We start from the raw sequence: 18122 nt of genomic DNA, 5'->3' as shown, positions 1-18122 counted from the left end.
CGCTCGTCCACGCGACATGATCTAGACGTCACGCATGGCACGGCAAGCGACCGACATGCCATTGCGGCGGCCAAGCGCATGGCCCATCACCCGTCGCCAGGTAAGCGCGAACGGATCCCGCTACAGCGGGCTGCAAGCAGCCGTACGCAATCCGCCGACAACTCATCAGCGCAACGCCGCCACCCGCTGCGACAATTTCTTCGCCGACACGCCGGATCTGGCGCCGAGCTCCTGCGCGAACACCGACACCCGCAGTTCTTCCAGATCCCAGCGCAGCGCCTGCCAGTCGGCACGTTGCTGCAATCCACGCGCAGCCGCATCGCCCAACGCATCCACAAACGGCTTGAGCTCGAGCATGCGCGACTGATCGCGCGCCGGGTCGCGCTTGGCACGCTCGGTCCGCAGGATCATCGCCTTGAGATAGCGCGGATAATTGGCCAGCGCCTCTGCCGGTGTGTCACGCAGGAAGCCGGCATGCACCAGCGCGCGCAACTGCTGCTCCATATCGTCCAGATTGCCGCGTGCCCAGCCCATCAGTGGCGCTTCCAGCAACGGTTTGAGCTCGGCCACGGCGCCCAGGATGCTCTCGGCCAATTTGAGCCGTTCCATCGCTTCGCCGAACAGGCGCTTGATCGCATCGTCGCGGCGTTGCGCAAACGCACCCGGGTCGCGGATCGCGCCCAGCCCGTCGGCCAGCACCGCATTGAGCGCGGCATCGACCAGATCGCCACGCAGTCGCTCTTGTGATTCGATCGCTGCGTACAGCAGACCGGTTTTGGGCGAGACCGGCAACTGTTTGCGCGCGTGTTTGATCTTGTCGGCCAGCGCGATTTCCAGCAGGCGACGCACGCCGCGCGGATGCGCCTGGGCGGCGTCGTTGCGGTCGGCAAAGATGCGCAAGGCAGCATCCTCACCCTGATCCACCAAGGCCGGGTACGCCGGCACGCCAGCCTCGCCGGCGACCTGTTCGGGAATCGGCGTGGCGGGGAAATCGCGCAATCCTTCCGCAGCCAACGCGCGCCCGGCACGCGCAGCAAACGCCTGCCCGGCGCGTTCGCCGAAGCGCGCACGCAGCCCGTCCAGATCGCGCGATTCGGCCAGTACCTTGCCGTCGTCGTCGCGCAGACGCAGGTTCATCAGTAGATGCGTGTCCAGCGATTCTTCATCGAAATCCAGCGCCGCGACCTGCACCCCGGTGGCTTTGGACAGAAAGCGCGCCAGCTCGCCACGGATATCGTCGGCCGACGGCAGGCTGTAGGCCTCGTAGAACGCACGCCCGAAATCCGGCGCCGGCACAAAATTGCGCCGCTGCACCTTGGGCAGGCTGCGGATCAGCGCCGATGCCTTGTCGGCGACAAAGCCAGGCGCCAGCCACGACAGGCGCGCCGGGTCCAGCGCATTGAGCAGGTGCAGCGGCACGTCCAGGGTGACGCCGTCATCGATCGCACCCGGCTCGAAGCGGTACTGCAACGGCAGCCGCGCATCGCCGAGCGGGAAATACTTCGGGAAACGATCGGCTTCGCTGCCTTCGCCAGGCAGCAGATCGTTCAAGGTCCAGTGCAGGCCGCGGCGCTTGTCTGGCGGCAAGGTTTTCCACCATGCATCCAGGCCGCTGGCCGAATGCAGCTCGGCCGGAATGCGGTCCAGATACCAGCGCGCCTGCCAGCCTTCGTCGGCCACGATACCGGCACGGCGCAGCTTGGCCTCTTCCTCGCGCGCCTGTTCCAGCACCTTGAGGTTGTCGGCCACAAACGCCGCGCGCGTATTGATTTCGCCGGTCACCAGGGCTTGCCGCACGAACAGATCGTGCGCGGCAGCCGGGTCGATCTTGCCGAAATGTACCGGCTTCTTCGGCGCCAGCACCAGCCCGAACAGACTGATCTGCTCCGAGGCCACCACCTGCCCTTGGGCGCGCGACCAATGCGGGTCGAAATGCTTGCGTGCCAGCAGGTGCGGCAACTCGGCGATGGCCCAATCCGGCTCGATCGCGGCGTTGGTCATGCCCCACACTTTTTGCGTGTCCAGCAAGGTCGCCGCAAGAATCCACGGCGGTGGCTTGCGCGCCAGTGCCGAACCCGGGAACGGCACGAACCGGCGTTGCCGCGCCGCCAGAAAGTCGCCCTTTTCGGTGCGATGGCCGATCTGCGTGGGCAGGCCCGCCAGCAGCGCGCGGTGCAACGATTGGTACGCGGCAGCGCGTTCGCGCTCGCTCGCACGCGCCGAGCCTTCAGCGGCCTCAGCCTGTTTGTTCGACGCCGCCGCAGCGGATTGCGTCGGTGGCGCAGTCGGATCGGGTTTGCCTTCGCGCGCAAGACGCGCGGCGCGATGCAGCTGCCCACGCGTCGGCCGGTTGGCGTTATGTCCATCCTCGCGCGCTGGCGCGCTGGCGCCCGCCAGCAACGGCGCCAGCATCACGTTGGCCGGCTCTTCGCTCCAGCCGAGTTCTTCGCACAACAGGCGCAACTGCCGATGCAGCTCGCGCCACTCGCGCATGCGCAAAAAGCCCAGAAAATGCCGGTTGCACCAATCGCGCAACTTGGACTGGGTGAGGTCTTCGTGCACCTGCCGGTACGCGTCCCACAGGCGCAGGATGCCGACGAATTCCGAGCGCGCATCGGCAAACAATGCATGCGCATTGTCGGCCGCCTCGCGCGCTTCCGGCGGGCGTTCGCGCGGGTCCTGGATGCCCAAAAACGCGGCGATGATGATCATCTCGCGCAGGCAGCCGTGCTGCTGCGCGGCCACCAGCATGCGCGCCAGCTTGACGTCCACCGGCAGGCGCGCCATCTGCCGACCGATGGCGGTCAGACGGCGCTCGGCGTCGATCGCCCCCAGCTCCAGCAGCTGCTGCCACCCATCGGCCACCGCGCGCTCGTCGGGCGCTTCCAGAAACGGAAAGTCTTCGATCCGCCCCAGCCCCAGTTGCAGCATGCGCAGGATCACGCCCGACAACGACGCGCGCCGGATTTCCGGATCGGTAAATGCCGGCCGCGCGGCAAAGTCCGCTTCGGCATACAGCCGGTAGCAAATGCCTTCGGCGATCCGCCCGCAACGGCCCATGCGCTGATTGGCGCTGGCCTGCGAGATCGGCTCGATATGCAGGCGGTCCAGCTTCTGCCGCGGGCTGTAGCGCTTGACGCGCGCAAAGCCCGGGTCCACCACATAGCGGATGCGCGGCACCGTCAACGAGGTTTCGGCCACGTTGGTGGCCAGCACCAGACGCCGGCGCGGGCCAGGATTGAACACGCGGTCCTGGTCGGCCGCCGACAGCCGCGCATACAGCGGCACCACTTCGGTCTCGCGGTATTTGCGCCGTTCCAGCGAATGATGCGCATCGCGGATCTCGCGCTCGCCCGGCAGGAACATCAACACATCGCCGCGCGGGTCGATGCGGGTGATCTCGTCAATTGCCGCCACGATCGCATCGTTGACGCTGCGCTCGCCGTCGCGGCCGGCATCCTGCGCATCGCCGCCGCCGCTTTCGCCTTCGAGCGGGCGATAGCGCACTTCGACCGGAAAGGTCCGCCCTTCCACATTGATCACCGGCGCATTGTCGAAATGCTGCGCAAAGCGCTCGGTATCGATGGTGGCCGAAGTCACGATCAACTTGAGATCAGGGCGTTTTTTTAGCAGCTGCTTGAGGTAGCCGAGCAGGAAGTCGATGTTGAGGCTACGCTCGTGCGCCTCGTCCACGATGATGGTGTCGTAGGCCGACAACCAGCGGTCGCTGGCGATCTCCGCCAGCAGGATGCCGTCGGTCATGAACTTGATGCGCGACTGCTCGCTCACCCGGTCGGTGAAGCGCACCTGGAAGCCCACCACGGTGCCCAACGGCGTCTTCAGCTCGTCAGCCACGCGCGCGGCCACTGCACGCGCGGCAATCCGGCGCGGCTGAGTGCAACCGATCATGCCTGCGGCACCGCGCCCGGCGGCCAGACACAGCTTGGGCAGCTGGGTGGTCTTGCCGGAGCCGGTTTCGCCAGCGATGACCACCACCTGGTGGTCGCGAATCAACTCGATGATGTGCTCGGCTTCGCGTGCGATCGGCAGTTGCGTGTCGAGCGTGATTGCCGGCTGCTGCTCGGCACGCGCCTGCCGCTGCGTCAGCGACGCCGCCAGCGCCTGCTCGAACGCGTCGCGCAGCTGCGGGTTGCCGGGTTTGCCCTGCCAGCGCGACCATAGACCAAGCAGGCGGCCCCGGTCTCGGCTCATTGCGCCATCCACGGCGTGGCGGCGCTCACGCAGCAGCGTGGCAAGGTCGGTGTCGATAGCGCTCATTGATGAAAAAATGTGAAAGATTGAATGACGTTTGATCCTTTAGCCTGTCTATTGTGACGCCATATCTGTTCCATCAGACATCCACTTCCTCAGAAGGGCCATCCCATGTCCAAGAAAAAGAACGCCAACAAGCCCGTCGTCATCAACGATGCCCTGCCGGTCGCTGCCGCATCGGCGCCGCATATCGATATCGGGATCAAGGACGGCGATCGCAAGAAGATCTCCGACGGTCTGGCCCGCTACATGGCTGACGCCTTCACGTTGTATCTGAAGACCCACAACTTCCATTGGAACGTCACCGGGTCGATGTTCAACTCGCTGCACACCATGTTCGAAACCCAGTACACCGAGCAGTGGGCCGCGCTGGACGAAGTGGCCGAGCGCATCCGCGCCCTGGGCTATAACGCACCGGGTTCCTACAGCGAGTTCGTCGCATTGACCTCGATTCCGGAAGAGCCGGGCCTGAGCGACAGCGCCGACTGGCGGGAGATGGTGCGCCAGCTGGTCAGCGGCAACGAAGCGCTCTGCCGCACCGCGCGCAAGGTACTGGGCACCGCCGACGACGCCGGCGACGACCCGACCGTGGACCTGCTGACCCAGCGTCTGCAGACCCACGAAAAGTACGCCTGGATGCTGCGCTCGCTGCTGCAGTAACCCCTTGGGCTTGGCCCATGCGGGTTTGCCCAAGGTTTCGCTGCGCCGAAACCTTGGGCGCCTGCTCACTGCCTGCCACACCCCGCGCCTTCGGCGCGCCCCCTGACTCAGGGGGCTCCGTGTGCTGTCAGTTGTTGAGCCCCTCTCCCTCCGGGAGAGGGGTTGGGGTGAGGGTACGGTGCGAAGCTTCATCCAGCTCCACCTCACAAGACGTCACACACCGCTGATCCACCACCGCCGCATCACGGCAATCCCCGACCCGCTATCGGACAACACTGCCGGCATGACACCGACCAGGGCTTGACCCGCACGGTATCCTAGCTGGATGTCTTCCCCCGCCCACGAACTGCTCAGCCGCGTCTTCGGTTACGACGACTTCCGCGGCCCGCAACAAGCCATTGTCGAACACGTCGCTGCCGGCAACGACGCCCTGGTACTGATGCCCACCGGCGGCGGCAAGTCGCTGTGCTACCAGGTGCCAGCGCTGTTGCGCGACGGCATCGGCATTGTGGTGTCGCCATTGATCGCGCTGATGCAGGACCAGGTCGACGCCCTGCGTCAGCTGGGTGTGCGCGCCGAATTCCTCAACTCCACGCTGGATGCGGAAAACGCGCAACGGGTCGAACGCGCCCTGCTGTCAGGCGATCTGGATCTGCTCTACGTCGCACCGGAGCGCCTGTTGACCCAGCGCTTCCTGTCGTTGCTGGAACGCAGCCGCATCGCGCTGTTCGCCATCGACGAAGCGCATTGCGTGTCGCAGTGGGGCCACGACTTCCGCCCCGAATACCGCCAGCTCACCGTGCTGCACGAGCGCTGGCCGCACATCCCGCGCATGGCCTTGACCGCCACCGCCGACCCGCCCACCCAGCGCGAGATCGCCGAGCGTCTGGATCTGGTGGACGCACGCCACTTCGTCAGCTCCTTCGACCGCCCCAACATCCGCTACACCGTGGTGCAGAAGGACAACGCGCGCAAACAGCTGCAGGAGTTCCTCACCCGCCATCGCGGCTCGGCCGGCATCGTCTATGCAATGTCGCGGCGCAAGGTCGAAGAAACCGCCCAGCAGCTGTGCGCGCAAGGCTTCAACGCGCTGCCCTATCACGCCGGCCTGCCCGCCGAAGTGCGTGCGCAGAATCAGCGCCGTTTCCTGCGCGAGGACGGCATCATCATGACCGCCACGATTGCCTTTGGCATGGGGATCGACAAGCCGGACGTGCGCTTCGTGGCGCATGTGGACCTGCCCAAATCGCTGGAGGGCTACTACCAGGAAACCGGCCGCGCCGGCCGCGATGGCGACCCGGCCGAAGCCTGGCTCTGCTACGGCCTGGGCGATGTGGTGCTGCTCAAGCAGATGATCGAACAGGGCGAAGCAGCCGAGGAGCGCAAGCGCCTGGAACGCGCCAAGCTCGATCACCTGCTTGGCTACTGCGAATCCATGCAGTGCCGCCGCCAGGTACTGCTGGCCGGTTTCGGCGAGACCTATCCCAAACCCTGCGGCAACTGCGACAACTGCCTGACCCCGGCGGCGGCGTGGGATGCCACCGTGGCCTCGCAGAAAGCGCTGAGCTGCGTGTACCGCAGCGGCCAGCGCTTCGGTGTCGGTCACCTGCTCGACATCCTGCGCGGCAGCGAGAACGAGCGCATCAAACAGCTTGGCCACGATCAACTGAGCACCTACGGCATCGGCCGCGACCTGGACGAACGCACCTGGCGCGGCGTGTTCCGCCAGCTGGTCGCCGCCAGCCTGCTGGAAGTCTACAGCGAAGGCCACGGCGGCCTGCGCCTGACCGACGCCAGCCGCCAGGTGCTCAAGGGCGAGCGCCAGGTGATGATGCGCCGCGAGAACCCGGCCGCCGGACGGGATCGCGGCGCGCAGCGCACCGGCCTGCCGGTGCAGCCACAGGATCTGGTGTTGTTCAACGCGTTGCGCGGTTTGCGCGCGGAACTGGCCAAGGAACAGAACGTGCCGGCCTTCGTGATCTTCCACGACAGCACGCTGCGCAATATCGCCGAGCAACGGCCCACCAGCATCGATGCGTTATCGCGGGTCGGCGGCATCGGTGGCGGCAAACTGGCCCGCTATGGTGCGCAGCTGATCGAGATCGTGCGCGAGCAAGGCTGATGCAACAGCGTGTGTCAGCGCCATGCCTGTCTCGACACAACAATCGGCCGAATCGACAGCGCGCATTCAATCAGCCGTTGCTAGTTTCACAAGGCGAGCTGGCACGCGCTGCCAGTCATTCCTATAGAGTCCAACCGATGAAACGCAGCCTGCTTCTCCTGGCCACTCTATTTGCCGCCGGTGGCGCGCTCGCCCAGACCGGCGATGTCAGCGCCGAACCGGCCACCGCCCGCTCGCTGGACCTGAGCGTCCCCCAGGCACCGCTGCAATACCGCTCCGACCCGGAGTACAGCACCGACCCGCCCGGCACGTTTTACGGCGACAAGAGCGGCCCCCGCCCGGCGCTGGCACGCCCCAGCGCCGCATCGATCGCGGCCGAACGCGCCGAGCAATGCCAGGGCAAGCTGCATGGTGCGGTCGAGACCGGCATGGGCTATTCCAACCGCGGCGGCAACAGCAACTGGCAGGCGGTCAATCTGAACTCCTGCAAGACTTATTACGACGACGACGGCAAGGCGCATCAGATCGGCGTCAGCATCAGCGTCGGCCGCGGCGAAGGCCCGGTGTTCGGCCCACGCTACGCACCCGGCGGTTATGGCCCGGGCCCGTTCGGCTGGTAACCATACGGCTCCGTCTGCGTTGACGGGGGGTTCACTGCCGCATCGCTGAAAATGTGGCCTGCCTTACGAGACGTGCTCATGTCACAGAACAAGGAACGGCCAGTTGTATTCGTCGTTGAAGACGGCGACGGCACCCGACAACTCAGCTGCCTTGTCCTGGAAAGTTACGGCTTTACCTGCCGCAGCGCCGGATCGGTCGAAGAAGCCCTGACCCTGATCGACAGCGACCCGCGCGTCGATGTGTTGTTTTCCGATATCCATTTCCCCGGTGGCCTGACCGGCGTGGATCTTGCGTTGAAGACTGCGTATGCGCCATACAACCTGCCCGTGTTGCTGACCTCCGGTCTGGCGGTGGAGTACGTGGAAGAGATCCTGCCTGACGGCGTGGCCTTCCTGGAAAAGCCCTACACCCCCGAACAACTGCTCACCGCGATCCGCAGCGTGATGGCGAAACGCCGCGTGCTCGCCACCCCAGGCGTGTAACGCCGACGGCCGCAGCTGGACGGCGGCCCACAATCCCGGTATGAAATGCCAGCCGTCGCGCGATGCGGCGGCAACGGGGATTGATCACGACATAGCTGTGCCAAGGCCGCGGTGCAATGCCCGCCTGGTGCCGCTGTGCTTTACGCCAGGGGACAACATGAAACAGCTAGTAACCGCAGCCATTGCCATGGCTGCGTTGAGTGGTTGCGCAACGGTGATGAACGACGCGACCCAGCCGATACGCGTCGATACCAAGACCGCCGACGGCCAAACCGTCACCGGCGCCGACTGCGCCATCGGCAACGACAAAGGGCGCGTCTCCCTGAAGTCCGGCCAGACCGCACAGGTGCGCCGGTCCGCGCACGATCTGGAGGTCACCTGCGTGCTGCCCGGTCAGCGCGATGCGGCGGGCCGCTCCATCTCGCGTGCCAACATGGGCATCTGGGGCAACATCCTGATCGGCGGCGCGATCGGCGCCATCGTCGACCACAACAAGGGCACCGGCTACACCTACCCGAGCTGGATCCAGCTGGTGTTCGGGCAGACGCTGAGCTTCGACCGCCGTCGCGAGGAACGTGGGCAGCCACTGCAAGGCGAGACCGCGCAAGGCGGTGGGGTGGCGGCAAGCGGCCGCACGCACAACGAAGCGGTGACAACGCCGCTGGCAAGCGATGTCCCCTCCGCTGCGCCTGCCCGCGTTGCGGCATCTCCCGTCGTCGCTGCGGCTCCGACGACCACTGCAGGCCCGGCGATGTCGAGCGAATCGTCCATGGCACGCGCCCAAAGCATCAGCAGCGGTTTGAACTGCGGCCCGGTGCAGGCGGCTGGCCCCACCCGCTTCACTGCGACCTGCCAGAGTGGCGGCACGGTGCAGATCGATTGCGCCGGCTTCCGCTGCACGCCCGCCTTTCAGTGACCTCCGGCAACTGCGCTCGGCTGCGAGCGCAGTCGCACCAGCATGGCTGTCGGGAACGCCCCGACAGCCTGTAGGCGCGCCCCCGATTTACGTGATGCACGTCTCATTTAAACTGCAATCACCGGACGCGAGGCCTGTTGGGCCGCTCAACTCGCGGGGCGTTGAGCACGCCCCTGCCGGGACATTCCTGATGCAGACCTGCCATGGCGCAGTGCTGTCTTGCATCGGCCAACGCGTTCGTCAGACCGTTGCGACGCGATAAGCGCGTTCTGTCGGCTTTTCATCTGTTTGCCTGCGCGCGTCGTTTCCGTGTGCCAACAGTTGCGTCTGCTGATGGAGACGTGCACTCCACTGGATGTCGCGAAGCGCGTCCAGCGATGCGAACGGCATCATTGCTGCAGTCGACACACGTGGCGACCATCGCTGGTTTGCTGACTGATCCAGTCGATCTCGTCTGCTGGCCGATCTCATTGGTGCAGTACGCATCCTGCTCGCGCCTGCGTCGCACGGTTCAAATGTCGCTGGCTGCTGGTCGCAGCTGCTGACACGTCTGTCTGAAGTTGGTTGACTTGCAATGGCTCTGACTGCGCACGTGGCCTCCGTGCTAGTTGCACCAAACGCCGCAGAGCAAGCGCCTCCACTGCAGCAATGCACTCCTAGCCGCACGACAGTGCTCCTGGCCTTCGAGCTAAGTAAGCGTGCGTCGATGCATGCGTGCTTGCTACGTACTTGCGTCGATGCATGCATGCGTGCGCATTTCACGCGATCACGCAGACCGCTCGCTAGGCTAACGTCAGTGCAGCGCTTCGCTGCAATGACTTTCAGGAGATTCTCATGGGCGACAACGCGTTTCTGACACCGGCATTCGCCATCTTGGTCATCGGGATCATCGCCGTGGTGTTCTGGCTGGTGACCCGCGCCAAGAAAAGGCGCAACAAGAAGTAAGCGAACCAAGCGTCAGCCTGCGACGTCCTTGCGCGGTGCACATGGCTCCGTGCGATGTGGCTGGTCGGGCCTCGGCCGACCTGAGTCGGCGCGTGCTTGGTACATGCCTCATGATGTTAGATGTCGACATCGCGAAGGCCGCAGCAAAGACGCTTGGGTTGCCTTACAGCAATCCGCGTTTGCCGAAACGCATCGCTGTGTCGACGCGGCCACTGTAGTCAAGTGCGCTACGTGCAGACACCGTACGCGCACTGACCAATACGTCTCTTAGAAACGTTCGCCCGACGGCAGATAACGCCACTGGCCGATGGCCAGCTTGCCCAGCGACACGCGGCCCACGCGCAGCCGGCGGATGCTCACCACGTCCAGCCCCACCTCGCCGCACATGTAGCGCAGTTGGCCTGGCTGCACATGCTTGATCGCAAAGCGCAGCCGCTCTTCGTTCTGCCAGCTCACCTTGCACGGCGGCAGGCTGCGCTGCTGATATACCAGACCGTGCGCCAGACGCGCCATGCCATACGGGCGCAGCTCGCCGCGCACTTCCACCAAAAATTCCTGTTCGATCGAGCTGGCGTCGGCCGTCAGCCTGCGCAATACGCGGCCGTCCTGGCTCAACACCAGCAAGCCGCTCGCGTCGTCTTCCAGCGGCAGCGGCGCACTGAGGCGCAGAAAATGCCGCTTGAGCATGCGCAACTCGGCGTTGTCCAGCTCGCTCCGGCTTGCCGGGTTGGCCAGCGCCAGCGCAGCGTCGGCGGCCATTCCTGCCGGCTTGTGCAAAAGCAGGGTGGCAGGCTCGGCAGGTTCAAGCACTGCATCCGGTGCAAGCGTCACCTGCACGGCGGTTGCCAGGGCCTGCGGCTCTTCGACAACGACCCCGTCCACGCTGACCCAGCCACCCTCGATGTACTGCTGCGCCTCGCCACGCGAGCAGCCGAACTGCGCGGCAACGCATTTATCGAGACGAATGGGATCGGACATCGGGCAAGCTCAGCATCAGGGCACGGCAGTGTACGTGCTGGGTCGCCGAATGCGTGAGGCGAGCGCCTTTCCAGTCACCCGCTCCACAGGCGGGCCACGCCACAAAAACCGCAAGGACGCTGTGGCAGTACCTGGGGTCACCTCACCGACGCGCCTTCATCCGTGCATGCTTCTGCCCAGCAGCACAAAGTGGGAAACTCAGCGCTCACACAGGAGCTCGCAGATGTTCATCAAGTTCGGCACCACCCGGGTCCGCGTTACCCATATCTCCGTCATCAGCGATCCGTTCAACGCCGGCGAAAGCTTCGGCTCGTATTGCCACTCGGTCCGGGTCGGCATGATCTCTGGCGAAGAGGTCTTCGCGCGGTTCAACAGCGAGTCCGATGCACGACAGCTGCACGCCGACGTGCTGGCTGCGCTGGAAGCCTGATGCCGGGTTGGTAGCGCGGCGCGCGTGCTTGGCTGCTGATGTTCACCTCGTCACCAGATGCAGTGCGCGCTGCCGACAGTGCTTCACGCTCGCACGCAGTGCCCTGCACTGCGGGGCACTGGCGCAACGTCGATCGACGCAGGTTGACCGCATCTCTCGCTGTCGCTCCAGCGGATCTGCGCAAGGTCCGTTGCAGGTGGTAGGCAAGACGCAATCCGAGGCGCGTACCAGCGCGTCACGCGGGCAGAACGAACGTTCTGCAGGTGACACGCATCGATCCAGTCAGACGTCACAAGCGCGACTAACAAATGGCGCGCGCGATCATTGATCAATGCGGATTCCTGCACATAAGCCGCGACGACATGCGCATTGCGAGCGCTATTTCCAGCATCGGCAACATCTATTTAACGTGCACGCAAAAGCAGCGTTAGCTGTGCTCCATGCCTCTGAAGCGATCAAGATGTCAGGCGCCGATGGACAGCTGTCGGGGAATCTCTTCCGCGCAATGAATCCGCTATAACTATTACATAACGGAAGGCTTTAGCACGCTCGTCTCCAGCCGCTAGCTGGGCAAGAGGCTTGAGTGAATGCACCCCGCATCCACTGGGCTCTTCAGCTGCGCTAACTGGATGCGGTTATGAACAATTATTTGCAACGCTTCAATGTCGGTCGTCGCTTGGGCATGGCTTTCGGCATTTTGATTCTCTTGTCGGGTCTGCTTGTGGCGACCGGCCTGATCACCATGTCCAACGCCCGCTATGAGCTGGACACCATCGTCAACAACAACATGGAGCGCATCCGGCTCTCGAACGACATGCTCGACGCCAATACCAACGTGGCGATCGGCCTGCGCGACATCGTGATGGTGTCGGGCGATGCAGCCAACCGCCGCGCAATGGAGATGGTCCAAAACAATCGCGCGCGTTACAAGGAATCTCAGGCTGCACTGGCGGCCATGCCCAGCAGCGACGTAGAAAAGGCTGCGCTCAAGCTGGTGCAGGAAAAACGCGACATCTCGGTCAAGTTCAACAACCAGATTCTCGACTACGGCATCCACGACCAGAACCAGGAGGCCCTGGGCTTGTTGCAAGGTGCGGCCGCCACTGCGATGAATGAGCAGCAGGCCGCCATTCGCGACAACGCCGCGTTGGAGCGGCGCCTCAGCAAGGAAGCATATGCCGCGGCCGTGCAATCCATGCATCGCGGCAAGGTCATCCTGGCAAGTGGCGGCATCGCGGCATTGGTGATCAGCACCTTGCTGGCGTGGTTGATCACGCGCAGCCTGACCACACCATTGAGCCAGGCCACACGCACCGCCGAAGCCATCGCCGCCGGCAACCTGCACAACGACGTCCACACCACCGCCACCGACGAAACCGGCCGCCTGCTGCAGGCCATGGACAAGATGCAACTGCAGGTGCGCAACCTGATCGCTGCACAGACCGATATGGCCAGGCATCACGACGCCGGCACGATCAGCTTCCGCATCGATGCTTCGGCATTCCCCGGCGACTACGGCCGCATGGCCAATGACACCAATCTGCTGGTGGCCTCGCACGTTGCCGTACAGACCGATCTGGCACGCATCATGGGTCGCTATGCCGTTGGCGAACTATCCGAAGACATGCAGCCGTTGCCCGGTGAAAAAGCGGTGTTCAGCGACACCATGTCGCAGGTCAAGCTCAACCTCTCGGCGATGAATCACGAGATCAAGCATCTGGCGCAGTCGGCCGCCAACGGCGACTTCAGCGCGCGCGGCGATGTCGAGCGTTTTCAATTCGACTTCCGCATCATGGTCGAAAGCCTCAATCATCTGATGTCCACCGCCGACGGCAATCTGCAGTCGTTGTCGTCGTTGCTGCAATCGATCGCTGCCGGGGATCTCACCGCGCGCATGAGCGGCGACTTCCGTGGCGTGTTTGCGCAAATGCGCGACGACGCCAATGCCACCGCCAGCCAGTTGGCGCAGATCGTCGGCAACATCCAGCAGTCGGCGGTATCGATCAACGCGGCTGCCAGCGAGATCGCGGCCGGCAACCAGGATCTGTCGCAACGTACCGAACAACAGGCGGCCAATCTCGAAGAGACCGCAGCCTCGATGGAAGAACTGACGTCCACCGTCAAACAGAATGCCGAGGGCGCACGCCAGGCCAATCAGCTGGCGATCGGTGCCGCACGCGTTGCCTCGCAAGGTGGCGAGGTTGTGGGCAAGGTCGTCGACACCATGAGCGGTATCGAAGCGTCGTCCAAGAAGATCGCCGACATCATCAGCGTCATCGATGGCATTGCGTTCCAGACCAACATCCTCGCGCTGAACGCAGCGGTGGAAGCCGCACGTGCAGGCGAACAAGGCCGTGGCTTTGCCGTGGTCGCCTCCGAAGTGCGGACGCTCGCACAACGTTCCTCCGGTGCGGCCAAGCAGATCAAGGATCTCATCGACGACTCGGTGCAGCGCGTGGCCGAGGGCTCGGCGCTGGTCCACAGCGCCGGCAAGACCATGAGCGAAGTGGTCGCGAGCGTGCAACGCGTCACCGACATCATGGGCGAGATCTCCGCCGCATCGCAGGAACAATCGGCCGGCATCGAACAGGTCAATCAGACCATCACTCACATGGACGAAACTACGCAACAAAATGCAGCGCTGGTGGAAGAAGCCACCGCCGCCGCACGCTCGATGGAAGAACAGGCAGCGCAGCTCACCGATGCGGTGGCCATCTTCAGAATCGATGCGCGGCAGGCGCAAGACGCCAACATGCGTACGGCTGCTCCGGTCGCAAGGCTGCTCCACAAAGTCGCCAACGCCTGATCGATCCAAGGCGGCAAGTTCACCGCGATATCTCCAGCACCGCCGCATGCAACATGTCAGCAAAAGAGCGCCGCCTGGCGCTCTTTTGCTTTGGCTATTCACGCATCACGCCATCGGCAAGCGCTGGCGCGTGACACCGATGCGCGAGCGCGAGCGAACCTTCGCTATGGCGCATCTGCTCGACCAAGCACGCGCGCGATAGGCACTGCCTAACAACTTCGCAATGCCGCAACCGTCGACGCAACCACTACTCCCGCTAGCGACACATGGCATCGCCCTCACCCCAGCGCGCGTCAACGGCGCGTCGTATCGCGCTTCGCTTATGACTTCACAAGTTCGCACTCTGGTGCGTCTGAGGTACAGATGTGACCCATCATCATTACTTCATCAGTTGACCTTCGAGAAGTGGTTATTTATTTCCTATCACTTTGAACAGTCATTGCATTACAGATAGGTATTACCTGAAACGCATGACTGGGACGAATGCCGTGTAGCAGAAGCCGCTGGATTGCAGGCTCCGACGCTCTCCGCCGATGGCTGCACACCCCGCCCGACGCCGGCTGGCAGTGCTGCGCGCGCGACGTTCCCACCCAGGCTCATTCCGACGGCCCCGACCGTCATCCCCCTGCCGCTTGCCCAGGGCGTTATGTAGCGAGGTCTTTACATGGAATTGCGAGTCAACATCGGCACGGCATTGGGCATCGCCCTGCTGGCCACCGCCGGCGCTTCGCAGGCGTCCCCCTTCGGCATCCATCCGGCCCGTGGCACGGTCTTGTCGAGCAGCGTTCTGACCAGCTACACCCGCGATGCCATTGCGAACATGCTGCGCGACGACCCATCGCATGAGCAGCCCAGCTGCAACGTTCGCGTAGCGGAATTCACCTATGCCACCATCGGCGTCGAAGGCGAACCGGCCACCGCCTCGGCCGCGCTACTGGTGCCTGGCGGGCCACAGTGCCAAGGTCCCTATCCCCTGCTGGCATGGGGCGAAGGCACCCAGACGTTGCGTAGCACGGAACAGGCCAAGGACATCCGCGACGCGCGCGGCAACGACCCGTTGGTCACCAGACTTGCCAGCCAGGGCTATGTCGTCGTCGCCACCGATTATCTCGGCCTTGGCAAATCGAATTACCCCTATCACCCCTACATGCACAGCGCCTCGCAAGCCAGCGCCATGATCGATGCGATGCGCGCCGCGCGCAGCGTCCTGCGCCGCTTGAACACGCCGCTGTCGGGCAAGGTGATGCTCTCCGGCAACTCGGCCGGCGCCCACGCCGCACTGGCAACACAACGCGAGATCGAAGCGCACCTGTCGCAGGAATTCAACCTGGCAGCCAGCTCGGGTATCTCCGGACCTTATGCGCTAAGCGAATCGGTATTGGACGATCTGACCGGGCGTAACACCGTGGCCGAAAGCACCTTTGCCTTGGTCTTTTTGAGCTACGCAATCACCTCCATGCAGCGCACTTACCACAACGTCTATCTGGCGCCCTCGCAAACGTATCAAGACCCCTGGGCCGCACAGGTGGAAGCGTTTTTCCCCGGTACGCACAGCGTGGGCGATCTGGTCACCACGTTGCCGCCGGTCGGCAAGATCAAGGACTACTTCACCGCGGCCTTTCTTCAGGACGTCGCAAACAATCCGTTCAACCCGTTGCGGCAAGACTTGCAACGCAACGACCTGCTCGATTGGCGCCCGCGTACCCGCACCCTGCTGTGCGGCTCATCCAACGATGCGAGCGTGCCGTTCAAGAACGCCACCAGAGCGATCGACACGTTCAAGCGCAATGGCAGCAACCAGGTGACAACGCTCGATCTGGGCACGGGCAAGCGGGAAGACAACAGCGCCTTCGTGCATCTGGCAGTCGAGGAAAGCTGCATCGTGGCCGTGCGTCAGCAGTTGCTGGACCACAGCCGCTGACCGTTGCAAATACGCGCGTCTGCGCCTTGCCACCATCCCGCAGGCAGCTGCGGGATGGTCGATCATGATTGCTTACTCAGGCCGCAGCTGCGCCAGCGCATCCTTCAGGTCGCGAAACTGAAAGGGTTTTTGCAACCCATGCCGATGGCGGAACTTCTCCGGAATTCCGCTTTTCGCATATCCGGTTACGAAGATGTAAGGCACTCCGCGCGCATCGAGTTCCTCTGCGATCGGAAAGGACAACGTTCCACCCAGGTTGACGTCGAGCACGGCCAGATCCAGGTTGCCCTGCTGTACCACCGCCAGCGCGGTATCGACATCGCCTACCGTCGCGGCAATTTCATACCCCAGCTCGGACAGACAATCTTCCAGCAGCATGGCGACCAGCGATTCGTCCTCGACCAACAACACACGCATGGTCACGGACGCACCTCGGCGAGCTCGATCGGCAGCGGAATGGAAACGCAAAAACGCACGCCCGTCGGCTCGAACGAAAGCTCTACATCACCCTTGAGGTCGTGCTTCAAACCGCGTTCCAACATGCGCGACCCAAAGCCCTTGCGCGTGGGCGGTTGCACAGCCGGGCCACCGGACTCCTGCCAGATCAGCTCAAGCATCTCTTGGCCGTCTTGGGTTTGGCGTTTCCACGCAATCTGCACAGCCCCCTCGGCCGACGACAGCGCGCCATATTTGAGGGCGTTGGTGCACAGCTCATGCAGCGCCATCGAGAGCGCCAACGCGCGCCGCGGATCGAGACGGCAGGAATCGCCCAGCAGCGTAAAGCGCTGACTGTCGCGCGGTGCGTGCAGCGCCGCCGCATCGCGGGTCAGCTCCAGAATATCTGCACTGACCCAGTTCTCCCGGGTCAGCGTGTCGTGCGCACGCGACAGCGCGAGCAGACGCGCATCGATTTTTTCCTGCGCATCGGCAAGGCTATCGGCATTGCTGAACGACTGACGCGCCAACGACTGCACCATCACCAATGAATTCTTGACCCGATGGTTGAGCTCGTTGATCAACAACTGCAGATGCTGCTCGTGCTGTTTGTGCTCGGTGATGTCGCGCGTGGCGCCGGCGATTGCCTCGACGTTGCCATCCGGCCCGAACACCGGCGTAAAGATGTAATCGTAGACCCGCAATCCCTTGACCGTATGCGGAAACGGCACCTCGCCCCGAATCGGCTGACGCGTGGCAATGACGCGCTCGATCTCCTCGTCATGCATCGCGGCATGCCACGGCTCGTAGCCGAGCTCCAGGCACGTCTTGCCGCACGCGTCTTCCCAGCGCATGCCCCACATCGTCAATAGCGCATGGTTGGCGTAGACGAAGCGATGCTGGGTGTCGAACACGTATAAAAGGTCCGGCGTGGCCTGTAGCAAAGCCTCGTAAATACGCGACTTTGCGGCGTCTTCCTGATACTCGGCCATTCCCGTCATGGTCCTGAAGTTGGATCGCACAATAGAACGATTGCCGTGAACGCTCGATCATGCCGGCACCGGGATCTTGACCGCCTAAAAATGCATACCTGCCGCGCGCCTTATGCCCGGTGGATCAGACAGATACGCCAACTGCCGCGAAGCGGCCCCGACCAATGCATGCGCCGGCACCGCTGCGCCAGAGGTTGCACGCACAGAGGTTTGGCGCGACATCCACGCCACCTTCGCCCTGCCATCCAGGTAGTTGAAAGGTCTGACGGATCAGCACCTGGACGCCCGGGCGCAGCGACTTGCGCTGCGATCGCCGTCGAGCGATGAACCCCGGAATAACCCATTCGATTCGCAAACCCACGGTCACCGGGGCGTCTTATGCACCCCGTAGCCTCCCGCCGAAAGTGACCAACACCCCCACCCTTCCATCACTCGAATCGGCCAGACCATGTCTTCGTTCTCACGCAAAAACTCCCTTCACACCTCGATGCTGGCGTTCGCAATCATCCTCTGCTCCAGCGTAGCCACGACTGCCGCCGCAA

Annotated in this window: 12 protein-coding genes; 8 read left to right on the top strand and 4 right to left on the bottom strand. The window is 63.7% G+C overall.

Annotated elements, in window-relative coordinates:
• Positions 1-165 precede the first annotated feature (165 nt).
• Positions 166-4278, bottom strand: a complete 4113-nt coding sequence (gene hrpA / locus VC212_RS09320) for an ATP-dependent RNA helicase HrpA (RefSeq protein ID WP_323515470.1) — start codon at positions 4276-4278, stop codon at positions 166-168.
• A 105-nt stretch (positions 4279-4383) separates the two neighbouring features.
• Between hrpA and VC212_RS09315 the strand changes: the two genes are divergently transcribed.
• The 5 genes from VC212_RS09315 to VC212_RS09295 all read left to right on the top strand — a co-directional run bounded on the left by VC212_RS09315 (position 4384) and on the right by VC212_RS09295 (position 9073).
• Positions 4384-4932: a Dps family protein gene (locus VC212_RS09315; RefSeq protein ID WP_055849144.1), complete on the top strand. Its 549-nt coding sequence runs from the start codon at positions 4384-4386 to the stop codon at positions 4930-4932.
• A 325-nt stretch (positions 4933-5257) separates the two neighbouring features.
• On the top strand, positions 5258-7054 hold the full coding sequence (gene recQ, locus VC212_RS09310; RefSeq protein ID WP_323515472.1) for a DNA helicase RecQ: 1797 nt from the start codon (positions 5258-5260) through the stop codon (positions 7052-7054).
• A 137-nt stretch (positions 7055-7191) separates the two neighbouring features.
• Positions 7192-7674, top strand: coding sequence for a hypothetical protein (locus tag VC212_RS09305; protein ID WP_055849139.1), 483 nt, complete (start codon positions 7192-7194; stop codon positions 7672-7674).
• Positions 7675-7752: 78 nt separating this feature from the next.
• On the top strand, positions 7753-8157 hold the full coding sequence (locus VC212_RS09300; RefSeq protein ID WP_055849136.1) for a response regulator: 405 nt from the start codon (positions 7753-7755) through the stop codon (positions 8155-8157).
• A gap of 157 nt (positions 8158-8314) precedes the next feature.
• Positions 8315-9073, top strand: coding sequence for a hypothetical protein (locus tag VC212_RS09295; RefSeq protein WP_323515473.1), 759 nt, complete (start codon positions 8315-8317; stop codon positions 9071-9073).
• 1212 nt (positions 9074-10285) lie between these two features.
• On the opposite strand, the gene VC212_RS09290 is transcribed toward VC212_RS09295, so the two are convergent.
• Positions 10286-10996 (bottom strand): rRNA pseudouridine synthase, encoded by a 711-nt coding sequence (locus tag VC212_RS09290; RefSeq protein WP_323515474.1) that lies wholly within the window; start codon positions 10994-10996, stop codon positions 10286-10288.
• Between the two features lie 223 nt (positions 10997-11219).
• Here VC212_RS09290 and VC212_RS09285 point away from each other — a divergent pair, with 223 nt between their 5' ends.
• The 3 genes from VC212_RS09285 to VC212_RS09275 all read left to right on the top strand — a co-directional run bounded on the left by VC212_RS09285 (position 11220) and on the right by VC212_RS09275 (position 16153).
• Positions 11220-11426, top strand: a complete 207-nt coding sequence (locus VC212_RS09285) for a hypothetical protein (protein WP_055849131.1) — start codon at positions 11220-11222, stop codon at positions 11424-11426.
• A gap of 637 nt (positions 11427-12063) precedes the next feature.
• Positions 12064-14232 carry a methyl-accepting chemotaxis protein gene (locus tag VC212_RS09280; RefSeq protein ID WP_323515476.1) on the top strand — a complete coding sequence of 723 codons (2169 nt, stop codon included), beginning with the start codon at positions 12064-12066 and terminating at the stop codon, positions 14230-14232.
• 664 nt (positions 14233-14896) lie between these two features.
• Positions 14897-16153, top strand: coding sequence for a lipase family protein (locus tag VC212_RS09275; RefSeq protein WP_323515477.1), 1257 nt, complete (start codon positions 14897-14899; stop codon positions 16151-16153).
• A gap of 72 nt (positions 16154-16225) precedes the next feature.
• Here VC212_RS09275 and VC212_RS09270 read toward each other — a convergent pair whose 3' ends face one another.
• Complete coding sequence (locus VC212_RS09270) at positions 16226-16576, bottom strand: response regulator (RefSeq protein WP_115513616.1); 351 nt, start codon at positions 16574-16576, stop codon at positions 16226-16228.
• Positions 16573-17580, bottom strand: coding sequence for an HWE histidine kinase domain-containing protein (locus VC212_RS09265; RefSeq protein WP_323515478.1), 1008 nt, complete (start codon positions 17578-17580; stop codon positions 16573-16575). Before VC212_RS09265 ends, VC212_RS09270 begins: the two co-directional genes overlap by 4 nt.
• Between the last annotated feature and the right edge of the window lie 542 nt (positions 17581-18122).

The organism is Xanthomonas sp. WHRI 8932A, assembly GCF_035012785.1.
GTDB lineage: Bacteria > Pseudomonadota > Gammaproteobacteria > Xanthomonadales > Xanthomonadaceae > Xanthomonas.
This window is presented reverse-complemented; position numbering and strand designations above follow the sequence as displayed.